Here is a 23,789-nt window from a genome sequence, read left to right on the forward strand (position 1 = left end):
TTTATAGATTTTCTGAATTGTTTTCTTCTGTATTATCTTCTTGATTATCAGCAGCTTCATCAGCATTACCTACTATTTCTCCTTCGGCTGCCGCAGCTCCTTCTATTTTGTCAAGTGCTTCGTTCTCGGCATCTATGGAAGTTTCAGTAAGCACAATTGCTTCTTCCTGTTCTTGTATTTTGGAAATAGCTGCTATTTCATCTTTTTCATCAATACGTATCAGTTTTACTCCTTGGGTAGCTCTACCTGCTTCACGTATATCAGCTATACTTGTTCTGATAGTTATTCCAGACTTACAAGTTATTACCAGGTCTTCTTTGCCGCTTACGTCCAAAATTCCTACCAAGCTACCTGTTTTGTCTGTAACACTTATGGTTTTAACACCTTTACCACCACGATTGGTGATCCGGTATTCATCAACTGCTGTACGCTTTCCAAAACCTTTTTCACTAACTACTAAGATGGTTTTGCTGGTGTCGTCCTGATGGACACAAATCATACCAATTACTTCATCCTTTTCGTCTTCTACTTCTATACCGAAAACTCCGATCGCACCACGACCTGTAGGACGTACCTTTTCTTCAGGAAAACGGATGGCTCTACCGCTTTTAACCGCCATCATCACTTCACATTTACCATCAGTCAGGCGCGCTTCTATCAGTTGATCGCCTTCCATGATGTTGATGGCATTTACACCATTTGCACGTGGACGGCTGAATTCTTCTAACAGTGTCTTTTTGATGATACCACGTTTAGTGCAAAGCAGGATATAGTGGTTATTTATGTATTCCTTATCAGATAGATCTTTAATGTCGATGATAGCACGCACCTTATCATCCTGCGGCAATTGCATCAGGTTTTGAATAGCACGCCCTTTACTGGTCTTATCCCCTTCCGGTATCTCGTACACCTTCATCCAGAAACAACGTCCTTTTTCGGTGAAGAACATGAGCGTATGGTGGGTAGATGCTACAAAAAGATGTTCAACAAAGTCCTCTTCACGGGTGCGGCTTCCAATGGAGCCACGGCCACCTCTTTTTTGCTGGCGGTACTCGTCAGAAGATGTTCTTTTAATGTATCCTAAATGTGAGATAGTGATCACAACATCCTCTTCCTCAATGAGATCTTCAATTCTCATCTCATTTGATAAGAATGAAATTTCACTTCTTCTCTTATCTCCAAACTTATCTTTTACCTCTTGCAGTTCAGTCTTTATAAGGTCATAACGCAGCGCTTCACTACCTAATAATTCCTGTAAACGAGCTATCAATTGCATCAGGCTATCATATTCTTCTTTGATCTTTTCACGCTCCATGCCTGTCAGTCTCTGCAGTCGCAGTTCCAGGATAGCTTTAGCTTGAATTTCATCAATTCCCCAACCAGCATTCATCAAGCTTTCCCTTGCCTGGTCAGGTGTAGCAGATGCCCTGATAAGTCTTATCACCTCATCAAGATGATCAAGAGCAATGAGATAACCTTGTAAAATATGTGCTCTTTCCTGCGCCTTTCTCAGCTCGTACTGAGTACGGCGGATGACCACATCCATCCTGAAGTCAACGAACTCAACGATGAGTTCTTTCAGGTTCATCGTTTTAGGACGACCTTTCGTAAGTGCCACATTGTTGATACCGTAGCTGGTCTGTAGTTCAGTAAACTTGTATAACTGGTTGATGATCACGTTGGCAACAGCATCGCGGCGAAGATCTACCACGATACGGGTGCCTTCGCGCTTGTTACTTTCGTTGTTTACGTGGGCAATTCCTTCAATGGTTTTATCATTCACTAGCTGACCGATCTTATCAGTAAGCGCGTCACGGTTTACCTGGTAAGGTACCTCAGTGATCACGATCTGCTCACGTCCGCTGGCTTTGGTATCTACATGGCATTTTCCACGTACCACTACCCTTCCGCGGCCGGTCATCATTCCCTGCTTCACGCCTTCCATACCGTAGATGATACCGCCAGTAGGGAAATCCGGTGCTTTAACATGCACCATCAACTCTTCTATCGTAATCTCTTTATTATCAATGTAAGCCACACAACCATCTACTACTTCACTTAAGTTGTGAGGCAGCATATTGGTAGCCATACCAACCGCAATACCACTACTTCCGTTAACCAATAATTGTGGTATACGTGTGGGCAGCACCACAGGCTCCTGCAGGCTATCATCAAAGTTTAGCTGAAAATCAACAGTTTCTTTTTCAATATCATCGAGCATGCTTTCGGCAATGCGATGCAGGCGCACCTCGGTATAACGCATCGCCGCCGGTGGATCACCATCCTGGTTACCAAAGTTTCCCTGGCCGTCCACCATGGTGTAGCGCATCGTCCAATCCTGCGCCATACGCACCAGCGTATCGTAAATTGATGAGTCTCCGTGTGGATGGTATTTACCCATTACCTCACCTACTATACGTGCTGATTTTTTATAAGCCCTGTTACTGAAGTTTCCGAGTTCGTTCATGGCGTACAAAACCCTGCGGTGTACAGGTTTGAAGCCATCACGGGCATCAGGTAAAGCCCTGCCTACAATCACCGACATTGAATAGTCGATGTAGGCGGTTTTCATTTGTTCTTCAATATTTACCTGGATGATCCGATCGTTGTCGTTTGTCTCAAGTGGTTTTATATTCTCTTCCATGTACTTTTTTAGTAACCTCTTTGGGTTGAAATTTCCAGTGAATACCTACTATAAAGAAGGTGGGCAAATGTACACCCTTTGCCGCACATTTCAGGCTGTGAAACGTCTGATTTTATAGCGGTTATACCAAATGTTCTGGTAAATTTCTATGCATCAAAAGTGGCGGCTTCTTCATTGAAAAATCAGGATAATGATCATGCTGTAGAGCGAAATTTGCTGATATAAAATTGTCCGAACAGGCTGTTGGAGTTTCACGCAACAAAGAAGAATGATCAACAATGAGTTATCGTGCATTGGGACAAAGAATAGATACATTTTGGTCAGCTTTTACTTCATCCTCAACTGTATCTTTGCCGCCATCTAAAGTTTCAACTTATTCAATATGCAGGTTTTTAAGTTTGGCGGGGCAAGTGTAAATAGCGTAGAAAGGATCCAGAACATTCCAAACATCATTCTTCCGTACCAGGGGCAGTCGTTGGTAGTAATTATTTCGGCAATGGGCAAAACAACCAATGCACTTGAAAAAGTAGCCGAAGCTTTTTTTGCGGGTAAAAAAGAAGAAGCGCTAAATCTTTTTGAAGCTATAAAACAAAGCCATCTTACTACTGCCAAATACCTGCTAGTAACCACGTACAACCAAACCTTGGAGGAACTGGTTAACTTTTTTACTGAAGTGGAGTGGTTGCTGCATGATAATCCAGTGCAGGAATTTGATTACTACTACGACCAGATTGTTTGTGTGGGAGAACTGTTGAGCACTTGCATCGTGAGTGCTTATTTGAATGAAAAAGGTGTAGCTAACCAATGGCTGGATGTAAGAGATATTCTCAGAACAGATGATACGTTTAGAGATGCCAATATAGATTGGAATGTAACGAAGCAGAACCTTTATAATTCTCCTATAAAAGATAATGGCAAGATCTATATCACCCAGGGCTTTATCGGATCAACTGATGAGAATGAAAGCACAACACTAGGTCGCGAAGGAAGTGATTATACTGCTGCCATTTTTGCTAACCTTTTAAATGCTGAAAACCTGACTATCTGGAAAGATGTGGCTGGGGTAATGAGTGCAGATCCGAAAGAATTTCCCGAGGCTAGTTTTTTAGCCGAACTAAATTTCAATGAAACCATTGAAATGGCTTTTTATGGCGCACAGGTGATCCACCCAAAAACCATAAAGCCGCTACAGAACAAGAACATTCCGCTGCATGTCCGCTCGTTTATCAATCCATTAGAAGCAGGCACTACAGTAAGTGGTAAGGCTGTAAAAGGTCTTCCGCCGGTTATTGTGGTAAAAAAGAACCAGGCAATTCTTCACCTGCACAGCCAGGATTTTTCTTTCGTTGGCGAACAACCTATGAGCCTGCTTTACAAAATCTTTGGTGAAGTAAAAGTGCGGCCGAACCTGATCCAGACAGGTGCTATTAACGTTTTGTTATGTGTAGATGATCATGAAGAAAAGATCAGCAACCTGGCCGCCGCTGCCAGCGAATGTTTTGATGTGCAGGTTGAAAAAGGCTTGTCACTGCTTACCATCCGCCACTATACGCCAGAAGTTTTAGATAGCATGACAGCTAACGCTGATATTGTTCTTATTCAAAAAACCCAGGAAACAGTGCAGGTACTTTATCGCTAATTAACTACGTCCAACAATTTTTTCCAGCATCCTTTTCTGCTCAGTAGTAGGATTATCAACAGGGCCAACATAGTCCTGTTCGTTCTTGTAACCTTTGTACAGGTCGCCTTTCAATTCTGTCTCTACACCATTTCTTATAACCGTAAGCGTAAGCGTTGGTATGGTACTATTGGAACGGAAGTATTTCTCCCACACCTCTTCCAGGTTTTTTTCCGTTACCTCTATTCCATTTATTTTATAGAAAACATCATTGTTCTTGATAGCAAGCGCATTCTCTCCGCTACCGGTAGTAAATAAAAATTTATTATTTACATCATCATACTTCAGGCCTAGTTGGGTGGAGATAAAATATCCATTCACCTGCTTTTCTTGCGCAAATTCATAGCCCATCTTGTCCATGTATTCGTTTATCGGCAATGGCTTTGCACCTTCTATATAATCTGCAATAAAACCACGCACAGCAGGATGAGAGGCAGCAATGAAATCATCAAAAAAGGTTTCATCATCAAAAGGCTTTTCAGGGCCGAACTTTTTTGATAAAGAAAGCACCACATCCTTTAGGTCCTTCTTGTGATCTGTCTTTTCACGAATAAAAAGATCAAGTGCTAAACCAAGTAATGCGCCTTTGTTGTATACACTTTCATACTTCGACTTGTACTGGTCTGTCAGCACGTTCTTGCTCATCTCAGTCATCGAAAAATCCCAATGCTCCTTAGCCTGGCCAATTTTGCTGCGCATGTTCTTAAAGAATTCTTCTTCCGAGATGATTCCATGCTGCAACTGAACCAGGTGTGCAAAATATTCAGTAACACCCTCGTATAACCAAAGGTGCTTCGACATCTTTGGATTTACATAATCAAAATCATGGATCTCTTTGCTGTGCAGGTTCAGCGGTGTAAGTATGTGTAGAAACTCATGGCTGGAAACCTCGTTTACCAGCGACTTCAATTGGCTTTCCAGCGGAACTTCAGGTAAATAGTAAAGCGAAGAATAGTTGTGCTCCAGTGCGCCATATCCGCCACCATTGTTCTTGCGCGCCATAGACGTAGCCGGGTCATCAAAGTAATAAAGGAACTGGTAAGAAGCAACGGGTAAGCCATTGAAAAATTTAGCCAAAGCACTGGCCATTGGTTTTAGCCAACCTGCTATTTGCTCACTTTTTACTTTACCTGTAGCAGAATACACACTGATGTTGATTTTTGTGGTACCAGCAAGAAAAGATGTTGTATCAGGCTTGGCATAAACAATCGGGTTGTCAGCCAGGAAAACATAATCCTTTGCATACAAAACATCTTTGGTTGGTGTTCTGTCAACCTTCATGTTGGTGGCACCATACATATCCTCTGGCTTATTTATCACCAGCTTTATAGGCAGCATTTTGTAACCTTCCAGGTAACCAAAGAAGGCATGATTATTCAGCACGAAATTTTTACCTGCTTCTATATTGGTACCACCCGGCTGGAAAACAAAGTTTGGATGCATTTCATCCCAGGTATCATCTACTTTATAAGTGATCTTTTTTAGCTCATTGGCTGAAGCGATCTCATATTGGTTGGGGTTCAGCTTTTTTACTTTTAGCTTTTTCCCAGCATTATCGTATGCTGTAAACTCGGTGATAAAACGACCAAAATCTTTTTGAGAATAGGAACCCGGAATAGCCTTGGGAAATGAATAGATGATCGTTTTTTCTTTGACTGGTGGCGTGTGAAGTTCGATTGCCACCTGGTCTTTTTTTACGTTCACCAGGTCGGCGTGATAGGTATATTCGTTTTGTGCACTTGCAAAAACAGGAAAAAAAATAAAAGCCGCCAGCTTCAGAAAATCTTTCATAAGGCATTATATGAAAGCAGAGAACACGCTGGTTCTCTGCTTGATGTTATTTTCAATAAATATAGATACAATCAACATTCGACGACCATATCCCTTCCTGAAATTATTTTGACGGTTACATCACCAGGTAATCACCGTTTTTGTTGATACAGATCAATGGCAGTTTCTTGTTCTCTTCAAAATAATCGAAGACTTCTTTGATCTTGATAGCAAATTTCTGAAGGTCCTTATCGTCCTTGGTCGCCTTAGCCAGGTACTCCAGGCTTTTTTTATTGTTGTATCGGATCGGGAAAATATGTACCGGAATAAAATCCTGTCCATGTGTTTTGGCATGAGCGGCCAGTACATACAATTCCTCTATCTGCGGGTTCTGTATAGGAATACATCCTACAGTGATACAATTACCGTGTATGTATATTTCTCCACCGGGTCTGGCTGAGTCGCTCAGTACGCGATCTGACGGATTAGGATAATTGATACCTAATGAAAGATGGTAATTGCTTTTGGGATTGAACTCGTTGATATAGTAAAACCCTTCAGGCACCTGGTAGTCACCTTCCATACGCTTAGGTCCCATTCCACCAGCCAATGCGCAAACTTTATAAGTCTTGAAAAGCTTGAATGGCTCGTCGCTTGCATTACGCACCCACACTTCCAACTGGCTATCGTATTTAAAACTGCGGATGTACATCTGCTTTGCCGGCCATCTAAGGCCTTGCGCTGCAAATTCATTTTTCAGCATTTCTTCCTTACCACGCAATGCCGAAGCTACACGCGGGTAAGTTCTTTGAAAATCTATGAATGAAGGCTGTGCATGCGCAACAAAACCAGCAACAAGGAAAATGACCAGGAGGCGAAATTCTTTCATGGTAACCAAAACTAATTGATACGTTTTCTACACGTAAAAATTTATAGTTAAAGTATAATTGCTGTGGATTAAATTGTAGTTAAGGCTACAGATTTCCACGAGCATCCTGTTCTCTTTCCAGGGCTTCAAACAATGCTTTGAAATTTCCTTTACCAAAACTCTTTGCGCCCTTTCTTTGAATGATCTCGAAGAACAACGTTGGCCTGTCTTCTACAGGTTTAGTAAATATCTGCAACAAGTATCCTTCATCGTCGCGATCAATAAGTATCCCCAGGTTCTGAAGAGGCTGCAGATCTTCGTCTATCTTACCCACACGATCCAATACTGTTTGATAATAAGATTCAGGAATTGACAAAAATTCCACTCCTCTACGTTGTAGTTCACTTACTGTTTCTATAATATTATTGGTGGCAATAGCTACGTGTTGTACACCTTCGCCATTGTAAAAGTCCAAGTATTCTTCTACCTGCGACTTCTTTTTACCTTCCGCTGGTTCATTGATTGGAAACTTGACAAAGCCATTTCCATTGCTCATAACCTTACTCATCAGGGCAGAATATTCAGTAGAAATATCATTGTCATCGAAAGTAAGGATGTTGCGGAAGCCCATTACATCTTCATAGAACTTCACCCAGGGATTCATCTGGTTCCAGCCAACATTGCCTACGCAATGATCTACATATAAAAGACCTGTTTCAGTTGGATTATAGCTACTCTCCCATTTGCGGTAGCCAGGCATAAATACGCCATTGTAGTTTTTGCGCTCTACAAATAGGTGAACAGTGTCGCCATAGGTGTGAATGCCACTTAATACAACTTCACCATTGTCATCAGAAAGTTTAGTTGGCTCTAAATAAGGTTTACCACCACGCTTTGTGGTTTGCTCATAAGCATCGGTAGCATCATCCACTCTTAGAGCCAGCACTTTTACTCCGTCTCCATGTTTATAGATATGATCTGCAATAGGATTGTTGGGACGAAGCGGAGTAGTAAGCACAAACGTCAGCTTGTTCTGGCGAATTACATAACTAGCCTTGTCCTTTACGCCTGTTTCAGGGCCGGCATAGGCGAGGCTTTGGAAACCAAAAGCTGTTTTATAAAAATGAGCTGCCTGCTTGGCGTTGCCTACATAAAACTCTACATAATCGGTGCCTTGCAGCGGAAGAAAATCAGTTTGTGTATCAGCGGAAATATTAGTAGCAATTAGCGTATCCATATTGATAAGTTTTAGGAAGTAAAGAAGAAGAGCCTGGAAGCTCAAAATAAGTAGGTACTAAGAAAGGCCGCTCAGCGAATCCATAGCTAGCGTACTCATCAATAAGTGGTATAAGGCTTTCAACCGCATTGGCTTCAAAGTTAAAAAATTTCGGCTTCAAAAGCTGAGGTGGTATCTTCGCACCCAATTTTAAAACTATGAAGGCAGGCATTTTAGGAGGTGGGCAATTAGGCAGAATGCTTTTACAGGCTGCTATAAATTACCCTGTAGAAACATATGTATTAGAGAACGATCCTGCCTGCCCTGCAGCTCATCTTTGCCATCACTTTGTATTGGGCGACATACGTGATTTTGATGCAGTCTACAATTTCGGAAAAGAGCTCGATGTCATCACAATAGAAATAGAAGCGGTAAATGTGGATGCGCTGGAGAAGTTGGAAAGCGAGGGGGTAAAAGTTTATCCCAAACCTTCTGCTATTCGTGTCATCAATAATAAGATCCTGCAAAAGGAATTTTATTACAGTCATGGTATTCCTTCCCCTGAATTTGTGACCACGCAAAATGCTGAAGGTCTGAAAGACTACTTAAACTTTTTGCCTGCAGTTCATAAACTAGCTTCTGGCGGATATGATGGACGTGGCGTGCAAATGCTGGTAACAGAAAAAGATTTAGATAAAGCGTTTGATGGCCCGGCCGTGCTTGAAAAACGCGTAAACATTAAGCAAGAAATTGCCATCATAGTAGCTATGAACGATAAAGGCGAGACTGCTATATATCCGCCTGCAGAAATGTTGTTTGATCCATTGCTAAACCAGCTGGATTTCCAGATAAGCCCTGCATTGGTACCCGATAAAGTTTTATGGAAAGCAGAAGCCTTCGCACTTAAAGTGATCATGCAGCTGAATAGCCCGGGACTTTTTGCAGTAGAAATGTTTGTTGATAATAATGATGAGGTGTGGGTGAACGAAACAGCGCCACGTGTTCACAACAGCGGTCACCATACAATAGAAGGTAATTATAGCAGCCAGTTTGATATGCTGTGGCGCGTATTACTGCATTATCCTCTTGGTCATACCGATGCTATACAATCTTCAGCTATAGTAAATGTGGTAGGTGCAGAAGGACATAAAGGTCTTGCTCATTACGAAGGACTGAATGAAGTACTAAAGTTGGATAATGTATTCGTGCATTTATACGGGAAAAAAGAAACCAAACCAGGAAGGAAGATGGGGCATGTAACCATCCTGAGCAACGACCGACAGGAACTCATTCACCAGGCCAACAGGATAAAGCATGTACTGAAGGTGGTGGCGAAGGGGGGATAAAGAAGTTTAAGGTTTAAAGTTTTAAGTTAGAAGTTGGAGGTTGGAGGTTTTGAAGAACTTCGGATGAACGATGTAAACCATAAACATCAAACAATAAAAATTAAACATCAAACACCTAACCTTAAACATCAAACATCAAACATAAGACAACAAAACAATGGCAGGTACATCACCTTTAGTAGGGATCATCATGGGCAGCGATAGCGATCTTTCTGTTATGCAAGCTGCTGCAGATGTAATGAAGCAGTTTGATATCTCTTTTGAATTGACCGTAGTATCGGCGCATCGTACGCCGCAGCGCATGGTGAAGTATGCGGAAACCGCTGCGCAACGAGGTTTGAAAGTTATCATTGCTGGTGCTGGTGGTGCCGCTCATTTACCTGGAATGGTAGCTGCTATAACTACTCTTCCTGTTATCGGTGTTCCTGTAAAATCCTCTAATAGTATTGATGGCTGGGATTCTATTCTGTCTATTCTTCAGATGCCAAATGGTGTACCTGTAGCTACTGTAGCACTGAATGCCGCTAAAAATGCAGGACTGCTGGCGGCACAAATTTTAGCTACAAGCAATGATGATCTAGCTACTAGAATGGCTGAATACAAACAACAAATGCAAACCCAGGTGGATGAAAAAATTGCTAAATTATCTGCTGATGGCTGGAGTAATTACTTCGACAGCTTGTAATGATGGAGCAATAAAACTTCTTCATTCTGCCACCCTAGATTTTCCTTCTGGCTCTTCTTTGGAGATTCACAATCAACAGTTGATCCTAATTGGTGACGATGCTTCCAGCATCCTACTCCTCGACAAGCAGTACAACCGCATTGACAGTCTGAGCATCGATACTTCTCATGTGGTGCGACTGGCAAAAAACATTAAACATGATTACGAAGCATCTGCCATCATACCATATAATGGTGTTGCTACTCTTATATGCTTCGGTTCTGGTTCCACCGATAAAAGAAAATCTGGCTTACTTATTCCACTGCCTGCTTCCGGCCAGTCGGTGCTGGAGGTGAAAGACCTTGCTGCTGTTTTTTCTGCCATAGAAAAAGCGGGGATCAAAGAAATAAATATAGAAGGTGCAGCCACTATAAATGACAAACTTGTACTGGTGAACAGGGCCAATCAACAGCAAACCCAGAACACCTTTATTATGCTTCCTGTAGCGGCAGTTCATGATACCGCAACACTCCATGTGCAGACCTGCAACATTCAGCTTCCTGCCAGTGAACTAATTGCAGGCATTTCCGGCCTGGCCTATTTAGCGGAAAAAGACATACTAATTTTTACTGCCTCTACAGAAGAAACCACCAATGCTTTTGATGATGGCGCTATTGGCGACAGTTACATTGGGATGATCAATAATGCTTCGTCAGCTTTACAATCAGGGCAGGTAAACGTAACTACATGGCATCAGTTACCTGCTGTTTCACCCCAGTTCGATGGGCAAAAAATTGAATCAATTGCAATAGAAAGTGTGAAAGGAGATAAAGTGATAGCACACCTTGTTGCTGATAATGATAAAGGCAATTCTGTTTTATTTAGAATAGCCATAGATTTATAACCATGAAGAAGTGGATCATCATTCCTGCTGTGGTATTGGCAGCCTTTCTTGCAGTTGGCTATACATGGTTCAGGCAACAGCAACATTCAGGTAAGGTAGAAGAAAAGGCTTTTGATGTCATCCTGCAAAACCTATTGCAGCACCAGGTAAACGAACTTTCGGTACAGCAACTAGATTCAAATTATGCTCGTTACATCATCCTGGACTCGAGGACTCAAGCAGAATTTGAGGTAAGCCATTTGCCTGGTGCCATTTGGATAGGAACTGAAAAAGACGAACAAATAAAACAGGTGCAAAGACTGCCAATAGACCAACCGGTGGTAGTGTATTGTTCAATAGGAATGAGAAGCGAAAAAGCAGCCATGCATCTACAAGAAACAGGTTTTGCTAATGTAAGCAACTTGTATGGGGGCATCTTCGAGTGGATCAACCAACAGAAGAGTTTGGTGAACGCAAAAGGCGCTACCAAAGATATTCATGGTTATAACCTGGTGTGGGCAAAATGGATCAGGAATGGTGAAGTGATCTTATGACCTAATAGCTGCTCTACAACTACTAGCACACCAGCTTCTACAACTTTAAAATAGCAAACTTCTGATCTAAAGCCAGTGAAACTTTATACAACTTCTCTATCCAATTCTTCCCAAAATTTGCATAAAACAAACTAAAGTTATCAACCCGCTCCTGCAGACCATTTTTAGGAAATAATTGGTCACGTAGTTTTTGCACTTGCCTTTGCTCTGCAGCATATTTACGCTTTTCAGCCCGCAGCATTTTCTTTTCCAGTTCATTCAAATGCTTCAGGTGACGTGTGCGTAAAGCTTCTACATGCTCTTTAAGTGTACCATCAATGGTAGAAGAAGCAACCGCCACTTTATCATAAACTGTTTCAATTGCGTCTATTTCTTCTTCCAGCGACAGCTTTACACCATTATGTTTTTTTATAAGCGTATGAACTAGTTGATCTGTAGAAGCAAACAATTCATCTATCTCAAAACCCAGTTTACCTGATGCCTGCAGTTGTTGCTCATTTACCATCATGAAAGAATTTCGCAATACCAGCACAGGAAAAGGAACAGCACATGCATTAAAAACTTCTTTTAACTCCATCCAATAAGCCAGCTCTCCACCACCACCAATAAATGCAATATTGGGCAGGATCATTTCCTGGAAGACGCCGCGCAATATAACATTGGCGCTGAACCGCTCAGGATGTTCATCTACTTCCTGTAACAATTCTGCTTCTTTCCAGTTTTTCTGAAGATTTACAACAACATATTCCTCCCCTGCCTTTTCTATTCTTTCGCGTTTATCTTCTATCAAGTAAAACAAATTGATAGGTCGTCCGCCAGCCTGCACTTTGTAATGCTGAGAAAGCGCTTCGCATGTTTGCTGAACCAGCGGATATGAAAACTGTTCAAGCAGTTCGCGCTTTACAACCTGGTTGAAAGGTTGTTTCAATGCTGCGTTATCTGGAATGAGCACCAGCAGGCCATAGGAAGCAAACAGTGCATTTACCAGTTCCAGCGTACACTGCTGTATAGAAGAACCTAATGTATAAGAACGTTTGAATAGATCCACTAGTTCCTGCCCATAAGGATGAATAAGTAGTTGTCCTTCCATTTCACTGATAAGGGAAATGAATGCTTTATCAACTTTCATCCTGCCAACAGCACCTGTTTGAGCTGTATTCCACTTATAGTTTTTGCCATCGATGGTGATGTGTCCTAACTCATCAAGATCTGCATCCTCGCTGCCCATATAATAAACCGGAACAAAATTATAAGCAGGCAGCTGTTGCCTTAGCTCATCAGCCAGTTTTATGGCATGCAGAATTTTGTAAATAAAGTATAGGTGGCCGGTAAAAATATTGGGCTGATGTGCCGTGCAAATAGTAAAAGTGTTATCCAGTAGCAACTCATCCAGGTATTGCTGCTGAAGAGCAGATAAATCAATGGAGGCATACTGAGCCCGAAGCTGGTCTACCAAAAGCTGCCTGTCTGTTATGTATGACCTGCGATCTTCAATTGCCGCTTTTATTCCTTCTAAAGTAGGTGCGTGAGTATAGAAAGGCTTGAGTTTTTCATCCTGCGCCAGGTAATCTGTTACTATGGTAGAGAATGAGCCGGTCTGTTGGTAAGGCAGGTAAATACAATTGGTTTCCATGCGAGGTGCAAGTTAGGTAAAACCAAGGTTTGTGCAGGCAGGCGTGCTGAACCCAGTAGCCGATGAGAAGGAATTTCTTTTTCAATGATCTTACTGTCAGCAGCAAGATTTACATTCACTGGCAGAAATATTAAAATATGAAGCCAACTTTTATCTTGATAATTCTGATAGCCTTTTCAAGTACTCTACTCGCTCAAAAACATGAAACCAATATTACACTTGGGCCACTTGTGTCTGTACCCACTTACGTCTTACTAAATAAGCAGTGGAAAACTGGCTTTGGCATGGAGGCTATGGCTCAATACAATTTCACAAACAGATCTGTGCTTTTGCTGCAAACCAGTTTTGCCAGCCATGGATTGAAGAATGCTCCAGGCCAGCATTCAGGCACGAAGCAAAACATCAATATTTTCTCATTTCGCGGAGGCTACAAATACGTCTTTGGCAGTTCCGGATGGTATGTAAATGGTTCAGCAGGTCCGGAATATAAAACAGCCAGCAACGTAGAATTTTCTTATCTAATTGGTGCAGGAAAACGAATAAATCTTACAGAGGATTACTTCGTTGATGCTGGAGTAGACTACATCAGTGGCGGTACCAATGTGCGGTTAAACTTTAAGGCGCTGTTTAGCATTTGGCGCAACCGCAAAAGCTAGTTTCTAAAATAATAGGCAGAAACAAAATCCTAAGAAAGAAAACCTGGAGACAGAACTTCTACTCCATCTCCAGGTTATAAAAATTACTTCAACTTCATATCTGTGATGATTGCCTGGATCTTGGCATCCAGTTCCTGTTCTACTTCAGCAAATTTATCAGCACTTTCCAGCGGAGCATTCACACTGAAATAAAATTTGATTTTTGGCTCGGTACCACTCGGCCTTGCACTTACCTTAGACCCGTCTTCCAGTACAAACTGCAGTACATTACTCTTTGGTAAAGCAATATCAGACACCTCTCCTACCTGCAGGTTGCGCGCTACCTGCTCCTGGTAATCAAGCAGGCGAACCACAGGCGAACCATTAATGGTAGTCGGAGGATTATCACGGTAGCTCTTCATCATCTCAGCTATTTCTTCTGCACCGCGCATACCTTTTTTAGTTATGCTTATCAATCCCTCTTTGAAAGCTCCGTATTGTACGTACAGGTCAATCATTTTTTCGTACAAGCTGCGACCTTTATCCTTTTCAAAAGCAGCCATTTCACAAAGCATAGCTACAGCAGAAATTGCATCTTTATCTCTTATCTTATCACCTATCATCAGGCCATAGCTTTCCTCACCTCCTACTATGTAATTCTCTTCACCCAGCTTGGACTCTATCAATTCAGCTATCCATTTGAAACCGGTAAGCACATTATAACACTTCACCTCGTTTTCTGCTGCTATACGGTCAATCATTTCGGTGGTAACAATTGTTTTAACCACCATATCGTTTGGTTCCGCTATTCCTTTTGTTTTGCGCGCCTCAATCATGTAATTGAAAGCAAGCACAGCAGTCTGGTTACCATTCATCAGTACCCAGTTTCCATTGGTATCTTTTACACCAATACCTACGCGGTCACTATCCGGGTCAGTTCCCAGCAGTATGTCTGCATCCAGTTCTTTTGCTTTCTGCAAGCCAATGTTCATCGCCTCGCTTTCCTCTGGATTTGGATAAACAACTGTTGGGAAATTACCATCTACCACAGCCTGTTCTTCCACTACATGCACATTGGTGAAACCAAAACGCTGTAGTATTTCCGGCACCAGCGTTATACCGGTACCATGTATAGATGTGTAAACGATCTTCAGGTCTTTCTGCCGCTCAATTACATCAGGATAAATGCTCAGGCTTTTCACCATTTCCAAGTAAGCATCATCCATTCCTTTGCCCAAAATACTGATGTTGCTTTCGCCGCCAGTCCAGTTCACTTCATCCACACTGGTTATCGCTTCTACCTCGGTGATCACGTTCTTATCGTGAGGTGGCACCAACTGGCCACCATTATTCCAGTACGCTTTATAACCATTATATTCTTTGGGGTTGTGCGATGCAGTAAGCACTACACCTGCCTGGCAACCCAAATGTCGAATAGTGAAAGAAAGCTCCGGCGTAGGACGCAGGTCTTCAAACAGGTACACTTTGATATTATTAGCAGCAAATACATTAGCAGTCGTTTCAGCAAAAAACCTGCTGTTGTTGCGGCAGTCATGTGCTATAGCAACTTTAATCTCTACTTCGCCATAAACCTTTTTCAGGTAATTGCTAAAGCCTTGCGTGGCCATGCCCACTGTGTATTTATTCATACGGTTGGTACCCACACCCATCAACCCGCGCAGACCACCCGTACCAAATTCAAGGCTACGGTAAAAAGCATCAGCCAATTCATCAGGATTATCCTGTTGTAGCTTTTTGATTTCCGCCTTTACAGTTTCGTCATAGTTCCCGTTCAACCATACATTTACTTTGTCCAATATAGCAGCGTCCATAATGTTCAATTTTGGTTTATTCTGTTAGTAATTATTGTACCAGCATTGTAACTCCGGTTTTACATCGTTGCTACGCTCAGTTCATCGGCAACTGGCACATCGGCTGTTTTTGCAGTGTGGCAAATTAAACGATAAACTGTTACTTCGGCACTTAGATGTAGAGAATTATTTGTATCTGAAACATTTACAGCAGGCACATACCTTTTTGCTTTTCGTGTCCTCTTTCCTTTACATAAAAACTATAAAGCCTAACTCTTCTGCCACAAAACCTCCAGTCTTAAACTTTAAAGAATTTAATTGCTGATAAATAATGAAATTCGCGCCCTATGCAAGAGAGAAATAATAGGATGGGCAACAGGAAGTTACAGGTTTGGTTGCCTTTGTTGTTTTCGTTGGTCATGGTGCTTGGAATGATCGTTGGTTTTAAATTGCGTGAGAACACTGCTGTTCCGGGTTTTTTCAAAGTGATCAATCGCAATACATTCCAGGAAGTACTCGACCTGGTAGATATGAAATATGTAGACCCTATCGGTCTAGACTCTTTAAGTAATAAATCAATCCAGAACCTTCTTCACCAACTCGATCCGCATTCTGTTTACATTCCTGCCAGCGACCTTACGCTGGCCAATGATGAATTGCGCGGCAACTTTAGTGGCATAGGTGTTGAGTTCCAAATATTTCACGACACTGTCAATGTTTTAAATGTACTTCCTGGTGGTCCTTCTGAAAAAGCCGGTCTGCTAATGGGCGACAAAGTGATCCGCATCAACGACAGCATACAGATTGCTGGCGTGAACATGAAAAGCGAAGACATTAGAAAATTACTAAGGGGCGGCAAAGGAACTCCTGTAAAGGTAAACGTGCTCCGCGATGGTAAACCTGTAAGCGTTGTTATAGAACGTGGCACCATAGCCATTCCTTCTGTAGATGCTGCATACATGATAGATCAGCAAACCGGTTTTATACATATCAACAAATTTGCTGAAAGCACCTACCGCGAGTTCATGATGTCACTGGAAAAACTGCAGGCGCAAAAGATGACAAGGCTCGTTTTAGACCTTCGTGGAAATGGTGGCGGTTTATTAGCACAGGCCGTAAACATTGCAGACGAATTTTTAGATGAGAATAAACTGATCGTTTATACAGAAGGTGCCCATGTACCTAAATATGAATACAGGTGTAAACGCGATGGTTTGTTCGAGAAAGGACAACTGGTAGTTTTGGTAGATGAAAGCTCGGCCAGCGCCAGCGAGGTTTTGAGTGGAGCACTACAGGATTGGGACAGGGCAACTATTGTTGGGCGTCGCAGCTTTGGAAAAGGATTGGTACAAGAACAATTTGGATTAAGCAATGGTTCCGCTTTACGCCTCACCGTTGCCCGCTACTTTACCCCGCTTGGCCGCAACATTCAGAAGTCATATAAAGAAGGATACGAGAAATATGAAGAAGAAGTAACCTCCCGCATTCAAAATGGCGAGGTGTTGAAAGGCGACACTACCCGCAGGTCAGGTCCGGCTTATAAAACACCAGGCGGAAGAATAGTATACGGTGGTGGTGGCATAACACCTGATGTGTACGTGCCTTTAGATACAACCAGTATGGGTGACGAAACTGTAAAACTCTACCTGAAAGGCACACTCAGCAATTTTATCTATACCTATTATATACAACACAAGCCTGAACTTACCAATTACCAAAAAGCAAATGACCTGGCTGAAGCTTTTCGTGCAGGTGATAACGAATGGGAAGCACTGAAGAACTTTGCAGCAAAAGATACCATCAACCTTGCTAAAGTAAGCGCTAAAGACAAAGCCGATATTTTGAAGCGCATCCCGGGTTTACTGGCCAGGCAAATGTGGCGCCAGGAAGGCTACTACCAGGTAATGAACCGAACAGATGATTTTGTAAAAAAGGCAATGGAGGTGATGAAGTAAGGCGTGAGGGATAACACTTGAGGCATTAGATGAAACTGGTGAGACGTGAATGGTGAGTGGTGAGCAGGTACGGGTAAATATTAAACTTTGCAGTGAAACTTTAAACTTTAAACACCAAACCTTAAACATCAAACCTCCTCCCTCTCCTATTTCCTTACCTTTGGCCGCTAAATAAAAAGCTTGCTTATGTGGCAAAAAAATATTCTCGAAACGATCGGGAACACGCCTCTTGTAAAACTGAATAATGTAACCAAAGAATTGCCTTGCACTGTACTGGCTAAGGTAGAATACTTCAACCCCGGCAACTCGATGAAAGACCGGATGGCAATAAAGATGCTGGAAGTAGCCGAGCAGGAAGGAAAACTAAAGCCGGGTGGAACTATTATAGAATGTACCAGCGGTAATACTGGAATGGGATTGGCGCTTGCTGGTGTAGTAAAAGGCTATAAATGCATTTTTGCCACTACCGACAAACAATCAAAAGAAAAGGTTGACATATTAAAGGCTGTAGGTGCTGAAGTTATAGTTTGTCCTACCAACGTAGAGCCTGAAGATCCTCGCAGCTATTATTCAGTAGCAAAACGACTGGCCAAAGAGATACCTAACTCTTTTCACATGAACCAGTACGACAACCTGGCCAACCGCCAGGCTCACTACGAAACTACTGGCCCTGAAATCTGGGAACAAACAGAAGGTAAGATCACTCACCTGGTGGTAGCAACAGGTACAGGTGGAACCATCACAGGCTTAGGCAGGTACTTCAAAGAGAAAAATCCAAACATACAGGTATGGGCAATTGATGTATTTGGATCGTTGCTGAAGAAGTATCATGAAACAGGTGAACTGGATACCAATGAAGTTTTCCCGTACGTAACTGAAGGTATTGGTGAAGATTTTATTCCAGCCAACTACGACATGAGCGTGATTGACTTGTTTGAGCAGGTAAACGATAAAGATGGCGCTGTAATGGCACGCCGCATTTCACGTGAAGAAGGAATATTTGTTGGATATAGTGCGGGAACTGCTGTAAAAGGATTGCTGCAACTAAAAGATAAACTGAAGCCGGAGGACGTTGTGGTTGTCATCTTCAACGACCATGGAAGCAGGTATGTTGCAAAAATTTACAACGACCAGTGGATGATGGAACGCGGTTTCCTGGAAGTGAAGACATTTAAAGACATTGTAAGCGCACGTGGCAAAAAAAGACTGGTTACTATAGAACCTTCACAAACAGTAGCCGATGCTGTAGAACTGATGAAGAAGTACGATATTGAACACATTCCTGTTCTTAATGGAGAAGGAATTGTCGGTTCTATCAGCGAAGGAGGTTTATTTAAAAAGATCATCAACAATCCTGACATCAAAGCCCAGGCGGTGAAAGAAGTAATGGAAGCACCCTACCCTGTAGTTGCTTTCGACTCACCTGTAGAAAAAGTAAGCGGCCTGATAAATAAAGAAAATGGTGCTGTGCTGGCAAAAGATGATACTGGTGATTTCCACATTTTAACGAAGTACGACGTAATTCAGAGCTTGGCTAAATAGCTGAAAAAGGCGCTCCAACAGTGAGCGCCTTTTTATTTTTTTGATAAATGAATTAATGTTCAACAGGAAATAAAATGTTGAAAGTGGCTCCTTCTCCCACCTTACTTTCTGCCCAAATGTAACCACCATGGTTCTCCACTATCTTTTGAACAATAGAAAGACCAATACCGGTTCCTGTATAATTGTTTCCATGCAAGCGACTGAAGAGTTTGAAAATTTCAGTTGCATATTGTTCCTCAAAGCCAATGCCGTTATCCTTGATCTGTAGTTTGTAAAATTCTTTACTAGCATGTTCGGCAGGCATCAGTACGGGTGTTTCGCTTCCTTTCAATCTTGAGCAGGAAATGCTGATCTCTGGTGGCACGCCAGGCTTCCTGTACTTTAGAGCATTGGTAAGTAAATTTTGAAATAACTGTTGCAGTTGCCTCTTATGAGCAGAAATGGTCGGCAAATTATCAATGGTGATCTTAGCACCTGTTTCCTCCACTTCCAGTTCAAGATCCTGTAGTACCAAATCAACCTTGCGATTCAGGTCTACTTCGTCTTCAAAAGTGGCTCCTTTTGTGACGAATGAGAACAACAACAGGTCATCAATTAAACTACCCATTCTGCTGACAGCAAACTCTACTCTTTCAAAATACTTCTCCTGTTCAGCATCCAACTGGTCCTCCAAGCTTTTCTTCAACCTGTCGGTGAATATCTTCATTTTCCGAACCGGCTCTTGCAGGTCATGTGAGGCTGCGTAAGCAAATTCTTCCAGGTTAGAATTGGTACGCTTCAAATCATCTATATGTTTTTCTAGTTGTAGCTGCGTTTCCTTGATGGGTGTTATGTCACGGAAAACATTTATCAAGTGGTTCTCATACATTTTTACTACCACCAGTTCCAGCCATTTCTGTAAGTTTTCATTGTAAAACTCTGTACGGAAAGATTTTCCTTCTTCAACAGCTGTTATGGCCATATTATGAAGCGGGCTACCTTCAAGTGAAGGTGTGATCTCTAAAACAGTCTTTGAATACCTTTCTTCGTTGGACAAGCCGGTATATGTTTGTGCAGCATCGTTGGCCAGAATGCATTGAAAGTCTACCACAACACCTTCTGCATTTCTTATGGCAGTATAAACACTTATACCCGCAGGGGAATGTTTAAGAATAGAGTCAAGAAGGTTTTTCTGCTGAATAAGTTCCTTGCTTCGCTCTTTCACCCGCTGCTCCAGTTCCCTTTCCAACTGCTTTAACTCGTGGATATCAGTAGCAGTACCATACCATTTTATGATTTCGCCCTCATGGTTTCGTTGTGGAAACGAGCGGCTAAGATGCCACTTATAGCTTCCATTTTTCATCTTCACACGATGTTCTACAGCATAAGTAACACCTTCTTTAATTGCATGGTTCCAGGCATCTACGGTTAGCTGCTCATCTTCCGGATGAATCAACCCTGCCCATTTCCATCTTCCATCTTCCAGCCTGGTTGCTCCACTAAATTCCTCTATCCTGTTATTATAGAAATCAACTACACCATTATTATCAGCTATCCAAACCAGTTGCGGCATTGCATTAGCCAGGCTGTTCAACTCTTCTTTGCTGGCTTCCAGTTGTTCATTTGCTCTTTTCAGATCATCCACATCAGTACATGTACCTACCCAATATAGTACCTCGTCCCCTTCCTTTACCGGCTCAGCATGCATAATATGCCATCTGTACATGCCATCCCATCTTCTATATCTTGCTTCCCATTTAAATGTTTCGCGTGTCTTCAAAGTAGCTTGCCTGTGCTTCAATCCCTCAGCAAGATCGGCGGGGTGAACAATAGACTGCCACCCATTTCCCATGAGTTCTTCAACTGATTTTCCTGTATAGTTACACCAGCTTTTATTGTAATAATCGGGTACTCCAAATGCCGAGGAAGTCCATACTAGTTGCGGAAGAGAATTCAGTATTTGCTGGTGCCTTTGCTCCTGTTGTTTTATCTGGGTAATATCGCGAAAGAACCAGGCCCATGCATAATATTTACCATCCTCTCCCCTGATTGGCTTTCCATATCGCTCAAGAATTCTTCCATCTTTCAATGCTACCTGGTCGTGGCTGGTGACATCCGGTTGCGCGTAGATCTCATTTACTCGTCGGGCATACTCTACCGGATCTTTCACCTTAGAAAGAGCTTTTGATAGAAGAGCATCATCATGACTATCATGCTCCATACGGGCGATACCCCACATGGCTGCATAGTTATTGTTGTAGTACAATACTTGCTTTTGTTGATCCAGCACCAATACAGCTTCAGGCGAGGCTTCTATGCTCAACTTAAGTACTTCCTTATTGATAATATCAGGTATGAGACTAGCTTCTGAATTCATGGATAAACTGTTGCGTGAAAGGTAATAATAAATGTTCGTGCTCAAATTCTTATAAGTATAAATGAAGGCACTCAAACAGGAATTGCTTCAATTATTTCTCCGCACTCAAATCAGTAGATCTTGAGAGTCAATTCACGTGTATATATTTGATTATGAATGTTCCACCAGTTAACCTATCACAAACGCAACGAATTGTTTCACTTGTCCCGTCACAAACTGAGCTGCTTTACCACCTCGGTTTAGAAGATGAAGTGGTCGGCATCACTAAGTTTTGTATTAACCCTGAACGTTGGTTTAGAAGCAAGCAAAGAATTGGCGGAACAAAGACTGTAGATATAGAAAAGGTAATGCTTCTAAAACCTACGCTTATCATTGCCAATAAAGAAGAAAATGTAAAGGAGCAGGTGGAAGCACTGCAAGAGATTGCTCCGGTATATGTAAGCGATGTAAATAACCTGGAAGAGGCGTTGGAAATGATATCAACTATTGGAACCCTTACCAACAAGCATGAAAAAGCAAAGGAGATCAAACAAACAATACAGAAAAATTTTGAACAACTAGAGAATGCTGATTTACTACAATTAAAACAAAAACTTTCTTGTGCCTACCTGATATGGAGAGAACCGTACATGGCTGCAGCCGGTGATACATTTATTGGAGATATGCTGCGTCGCTGCGGGTTTTCAAATATACTGGAAGACACCACACGCTATCCACAAGTAACCAAAGATCAATTAGCTGAAAGCGGCTGCGATCTGTTGCTGCTATCTTCAGAACCTTATCCTTTCAAAGAAAAACATATTCAGGAATTGCAACAGTACTTACCTGCAACACGCATTGTTTTAGTAGATGGCGAAATGTTTAGCTGGTATGGTAGCAGGCTGGTGGATGCACCAAAGTATTTTCACCAACTGCTGGAAGAAATACGATCAAATCAGGTAAATTGCTAAAATGAGTTTTAGCGACCAGTTCAATGCAGAGCGGGAAAAAGTATCAGATGCGCCGTCACGTAAGAAGCCGATGTATCCCATCAACACCAAACTTCGGCACTACCTGCAGCAATATGGTCGAGAGGTAAAACTTCCGGTATTATACGCCGACCTTGCTCGCATAACCTTCTCTGTTCCGCTACTGGATAAATATGGCAACGATACGCATTGGGAAAAGGTGGTTTACGATATGCGTGAATGGGAATTTATTCGCGATGGCTTGTTGCAGATCTATGCCATTCTCAAAACAGAAGGAAATCTTGCTTTTTCTAAACACCTGGATGTAGCACGGATTGACTTCTGCCCGTTTGGTAACTCCCATCCTTTTCGCATCCGCATTGTAAATAAGTTCAACGACAACTACGATCATTTTTACATAAAGCAGGCAGATGCCTCACGTATCTACGGCCTTGAGCTTGAGCACTTATTATCACCAAACCGTATAACTTATTTTACCTTTCTTGACACCATGGTAGAAGAACATATTCCCGGAATTCCCGGTGATATGTTCATCAAAAACTACCTGGAACAACCACATACCAACAAGATCAGGCTTTCCAAGGAGTTCGTTAAATTCAACGAACGTTGCTTTCTCAGGCTACTGGGCGATATGCGTTCTTATAATTATGTAGTTGATATAACACCCGATATTGAAGACTTGCAATACCGCATACGCGCTATAGATTTTGACCAGCAATCCTACGAGAGCCGTAAGAATCTTTACCTGCCCCAGTTTTTCAAAGAGAACCTTCCTTTTGTAAATACAGCGCTAGAGCACCTGAACAAAGATTCCATAGAACAATACCAAACTGAAGAACGAACCATGATGGCTTTCCGGGTTGCTGATTCTCGCTTCCGCTTAATGGAACTCTTCAACATTATGTGCAAGGACAACATCTCTTCGCCAGAGAAGATAGAACAACTAAAAACGGAACTTGCATTTTATCATGATAACAAGCGCTTTTTGAAAGCAAGAACAATGGGTGATATTGTAAAACTGAACCTGAAACAAACGCTTCATAAGAATATACGTTTCGTTGAGAAAAGCAGGGTAAGAAGTGTGTATTAGCTTCTCCCTCAACCGCTATATTCTATTTCCTTCTATCTTTGCCAGCACTAAAAACTGCGCTTAATATTCGTAGTTCTGAACCTGCAATATTCAGTTCCGCTACGGGTACCGCTGGTTATTTACTATGCATCTAAGTGCAGTAGACGATAGAAGAAAAATTATACACTAACCAAACC

The 23,789-nt window shown here is 42.0% G+C and carries 17 protein-coding genes; 10 read left to right on the forward strand and 7 right to left on the reverse strand.

Annotated features, from left to right (window positions below; all coding sequences use genetic code 11):
- Position 1: 1 nt before the first annotated feature.
- Complete coding sequence (gene gyrA, locus J4N22_RS09985; RefSeq protein WP_207493853.1) at positions 2-2,644, reverse strand: DNA gyrase subunit A; 2,643 nt, start codon at positions 2,642-2,644, stop codon at positions 2-4.
- Positions 2,645-3,026: 382 nt separating this feature from the next.
- On the opposite strand from gyrA, the gene J4N22_RS09990 reads away from it, so the two are divergent.
- Entirely contained in the window at positions 3,027-4,283 is a 1,257-nt protein-coding gene (locus J4N22_RS09990; protein WP_207493854.1) for an aspartate kinase, read from the forward strand.
- Here J4N22_RS09990 and J4N22_RS09995 read toward each other — a convergent pair whose 3' ends face one another.
- The 3 genes from J4N22_RS09995 to hppD form a co-directional block, all read right to left on the reverse strand.
- On the reverse strand, positions 4,284-6,113 hold the full coding sequence (locus J4N22_RS09995) for a M61 family metallopeptidase (RefSeq protein WP_207493855.1): 1,830 nt from the start codon (positions 6,111-6,113) through the stop codon (positions 4,284-4,286).
- A 115-nt stretch (positions 6,114-6,228) separates the two neighbouring features.
- Positions 6,229-6,981, reverse strand: a complete 753-nt coding sequence (locus J4N22_RS10000; RefSeq protein WP_207493856.1) for a L,D-transpeptidase family protein — start codon at positions 6,979-6,981, stop codon at positions 6,229-6,231.
- Between the two features lie 85 nt (positions 6,982-7,066).
- Positions 7,067-8,197 carry a 4-hydroxyphenylpyruvate dioxygenase gene (gene hppD / locus J4N22_RS10005; protein ID WP_207493857.1) on the reverse strand — a complete coding sequence of 377 codons (1,131 nt, stop codon included), beginning with the start codon at positions 8,195-8,197 and terminating at the stop codon, positions 7,067-7,069.
- Between the two features lie 197 nt (positions 8,198-8,394).
- On the opposite strand from hppD, the gene J4N22_RS10010 reads away from it, so the two are divergent.
- The 4 genes from J4N22_RS10010 (at position 8,395) to J4N22_RS10025 (ending at position 11,623) form a co-directional block, all read left to right on the forward strand.
- Complete coding sequence (locus J4N22_RS10010) at positions 8,395-9,522, forward strand: 5-(carboxyamino)imidazole ribonucleotide synthase (RefSeq protein WP_207493858.1); 1,128 nt, start codon at positions 8,395-8,397, stop codon at positions 9,520-9,522.
- Between the two features lie 157 nt (positions 9,523-9,679).
- On the forward strand, positions 9,680-10,207 hold the full coding sequence (purE, locus tag J4N22_RS10015; RefSeq protein WP_207493859.1) for a 5-(carboxyamino)imidazole ribonucleotide mutase: 528 nt from the start codon (positions 9,680-9,682) through the stop codon (positions 10,205-10,207).
- On the forward strand, positions 10,149-11,090 hold the full coding sequence (locus J4N22_RS10020; protein WP_207493860.1) for a DUF6929 family protein: 942 nt from the start codon (positions 10,149-10,151) through the stop codon (positions 11,088-11,090). The genes purE and J4N22_RS10020 overlap by 59 nt, the downstream gene beginning before the upstream one ends.
- 2 nt (positions 11,091-11,092) lie before the next feature.
- On the forward strand, positions 11,093-11,623 hold the full coding sequence (locus J4N22_RS10025; RefSeq protein WP_207493861.1) for a rhodanese-like domain-containing protein: 531 nt from the start codon (positions 11,093-11,095) through the stop codon (positions 11,621-11,623).
- A 37-nt stretch (positions 11,624-11,660) separates the two neighbouring features.
- Here J4N22_RS10025 and bshC read toward each other — a convergent pair whose 3' ends face one another.
- Positions 11,661-13,256, reverse strand: coding sequence for a bacillithiol biosynthesis cysteine-adding enzyme BshC (gene bshC / locus J4N22_RS10030; RefSeq protein WP_207493862.1), 1,596 nt, complete (start codon positions 13,254-13,256; stop codon positions 11,661-11,663).
- Positions 13,257-13,393: 137 nt separating this feature from the next.
- Between bshC and J4N22_RS10035 the strand changes: the two genes are divergently transcribed.
- The gene (locus J4N22_RS10035; protein WP_207493863.1) at positions 13,394-13,912 is read left to right on the forward strand and encodes an outer membrane beta-barrel protein; all 519 of its coding nucleotides are present in this window, start codon (positions 13,394-13,396) and stop codon (positions 13,910-13,912) included.
- Positions 13,913-13,995: 83 nt separating this feature from the next.
- On the opposite strand, the gene J4N22_RS10040 is transcribed toward J4N22_RS10035, so the two are convergent.
- Positions 13,996-15,723, reverse strand: a complete 1,728-nt coding sequence (locus J4N22_RS10040) for a phospho-sugar mutase (RefSeq protein ID WP_207493864.1) — start codon at positions 15,721-15,723, stop codon at positions 13,996-13,998.
- A 326-nt stretch (positions 15,724-16,049) separates the two neighbouring features.
- Between J4N22_RS10040 and J4N22_RS10045 the strand changes: the two genes are divergently transcribed.
- Both J4N22_RS10045 and J4N22_RS10050 read left to right on the forward strand, forming a co-directional pair.
- A complete protein-coding gene (locus tag J4N22_RS10045) occupies positions 16,050-17,657 on the forward strand; it encodes a S41 family peptidase (protein WP_242692118.1) in 1,608 nt (535 codons plus the stop codon).
- 186 nt (positions 17,658-17,843) lie between these two features.
- The gene (locus J4N22_RS10050) at positions 17,844-19,199 is read left to right on the forward strand and encodes a pyridoxal-phosphate dependent enzyme (RefSeq protein WP_207493865.1); all 1,356 of its coding nucleotides are present in this window, start codon (positions 17,844-17,846) and stop codon (positions 19,197-19,199) included.
- Between the two features lie 52 nt (positions 19,200-19,251).
- On the opposite strand, the gene J4N22_RS10055 is transcribed toward J4N22_RS10050, so the two are convergent.
- Positions 19,252-21,555 carry a PAS domain-containing sensor histidine kinase gene (locus J4N22_RS10055; RefSeq protein WP_207493866.1) on the reverse strand — a complete coding sequence of 768 codons (2,304 nt, stop codon included), beginning with the start codon at positions 21,553-21,555 and terminating at the stop codon, positions 19,252-19,254.
- 152 nt (positions 21,556-21,707) lie between these two features.
- Between J4N22_RS10055 and J4N22_RS10060 the strand changes: the two genes are divergently transcribed.
- Positions 21,708-22,505: an ABC transporter substrate-binding protein gene (locus tag J4N22_RS10060; RefSeq protein WP_207493867.1), complete on the forward strand. Its 798-nt coding sequence runs from the start codon at positions 21,708-21,710 to the stop codon at positions 22,503-22,505.
- A gap of 1 nt (position 22,506) precedes the next feature.
- Positions 22,507-23,613 (forward strand): hypothetical protein, encoded by a 1,107-nt coding sequence (locus J4N22_RS10065; RefSeq protein WP_207493868.1) that lies wholly within the window; start codon positions 22,507-22,509, stop codon positions 23,611-23,613.
- The last annotated feature ends 176 nt before the right edge of the window (positions 23,614-23,789 follow it).

The organism is Aridibaculum aurantiacum (assembly GCF_017355875.1).
GTDB classification, from domain to species: domain Bacteria; phylum Bacteroidota; class Bacteroidia; order Chitinophagales; family Chitinophagaceae; genus Segetibacter; species Segetibacter aurantiacus.

Excerpts from the sequence above, each read along its gene's own strand:
- bshC (WP_207493862.1), bottom strand. The coding sequence starts at position 13,256 with ATGGAAACCAATTGTATTTACCTGCCTTACCAACAGACCGGCTCATTC.
- J4N22_RS10025 (WP_207493861.1), top strand. The coding sequence starts at position 11,093 with ATGAAGAAGTGGATCATCATTCCTGCTGTGGTATTGGCAGCCTTTCTT.
- J4N22_RS10020 (WP_207493860.1), top strand. The coding sequence starts at position 10,149 with ATGAAAAAATTGCTAAATTATCTGCTGATGGCTGGAGTAATTACTTCG.
- J4N22_RS09990 (WP_207493854.1), top strand. The coding sequence starts at position 3,027 with ATGCAGGTTTTTAAGTTTGGCGGGGCAAGTGTAAATAGCGTAGAAAGG.
- J4N22_RS09995 (WP_207493855.1), bottom strand. The coding sequence starts at position 6,113 with ATGAAAGATTTTCTGAAGCTGGCGGCTTTTATTTTTTTTCCTGTTTTT.
- J4N22_RS10000 (WP_207493856.1), bottom strand. The coding sequence starts at position 6,981 with ATGAAAGAATTTCGCCTCCTGGTCATTTTCCTTGTTGCTGGTTTTGTT.
- J4N22_RS10035 (WP_207493863.1), top strand. The coding sequence starts at position 13,394 with ATGAAGCCAACTTTTATCTTGATAATTCTGATAGCCTTTTCAAGTACT.
- J4N22_RS10010 (WP_207493858.1), top strand. The coding sequence starts at position 8,395 with ATGAAGGCAGGCATTTTAGGAGGTGGGCAATTAGGCAGAATGCTTTTA.
- gyrA (WP_207493853.1), bottom strand. The coding sequence starts at position 2,644 with ATGGAAGAGAATATAAAACCACTTGAGACAAACGACAACGATCGGATC.
- J4N22_RS10045 (WP_242692118.1), top strand. The coding sequence starts at position 16,050 with ATGCAAGAGAGAAATAATAGGATGGGCAACAGGAAGTTACAGGTTTGG.
- J4N22_RS10055 (WP_207493866.1), bottom strand. The coding sequence starts at position 21,555 with ATGAATTCAGAAGCTAGTCTCATACCTGATATTATCAATAAGGAAGTA.
- J4N22_RS10060 (WP_207493867.1), top strand. The coding sequence starts at position 21,708 with ATGAATGTTCCACCAGTTAACCTATCACAAACGCAACGAATTGTTTCA.
- hppD (WP_207493857.1), bottom strand. The coding sequence starts at position 8,197 with ATGGATACGCTAATTGCTACTAATATTTCCGCTGATACACAAACTGAT.
- purE (WP_207493859.1), top strand. The coding sequence starts at position 9,680 with ATGGCAGGTACATCACCTTTAGTAGGGATCATCATGGGCAGCGATAGC.
- J4N22_RS10050 (WP_207493865.1), top strand. The coding sequence starts at position 17,844 with ATGTGGCAAAAAAATATTCTCGAAACGATCGGGAACACGCCTCTTGTA.
- J4N22_RS10040 (WP_207493864.1), bottom strand. The coding sequence starts at position 15,723 with ATGGACGCTGCTATATTGGACAAAGTAAATGTATGGTTGAACGGGAAC.
- J4N22_RS10065 (WP_207493868.1), top strand. The coding sequence starts at position 22,507 with ATGAGTTTTAGCGACCAGTTCAATGCAGAGCGGGAAAAAGTATCAGAT.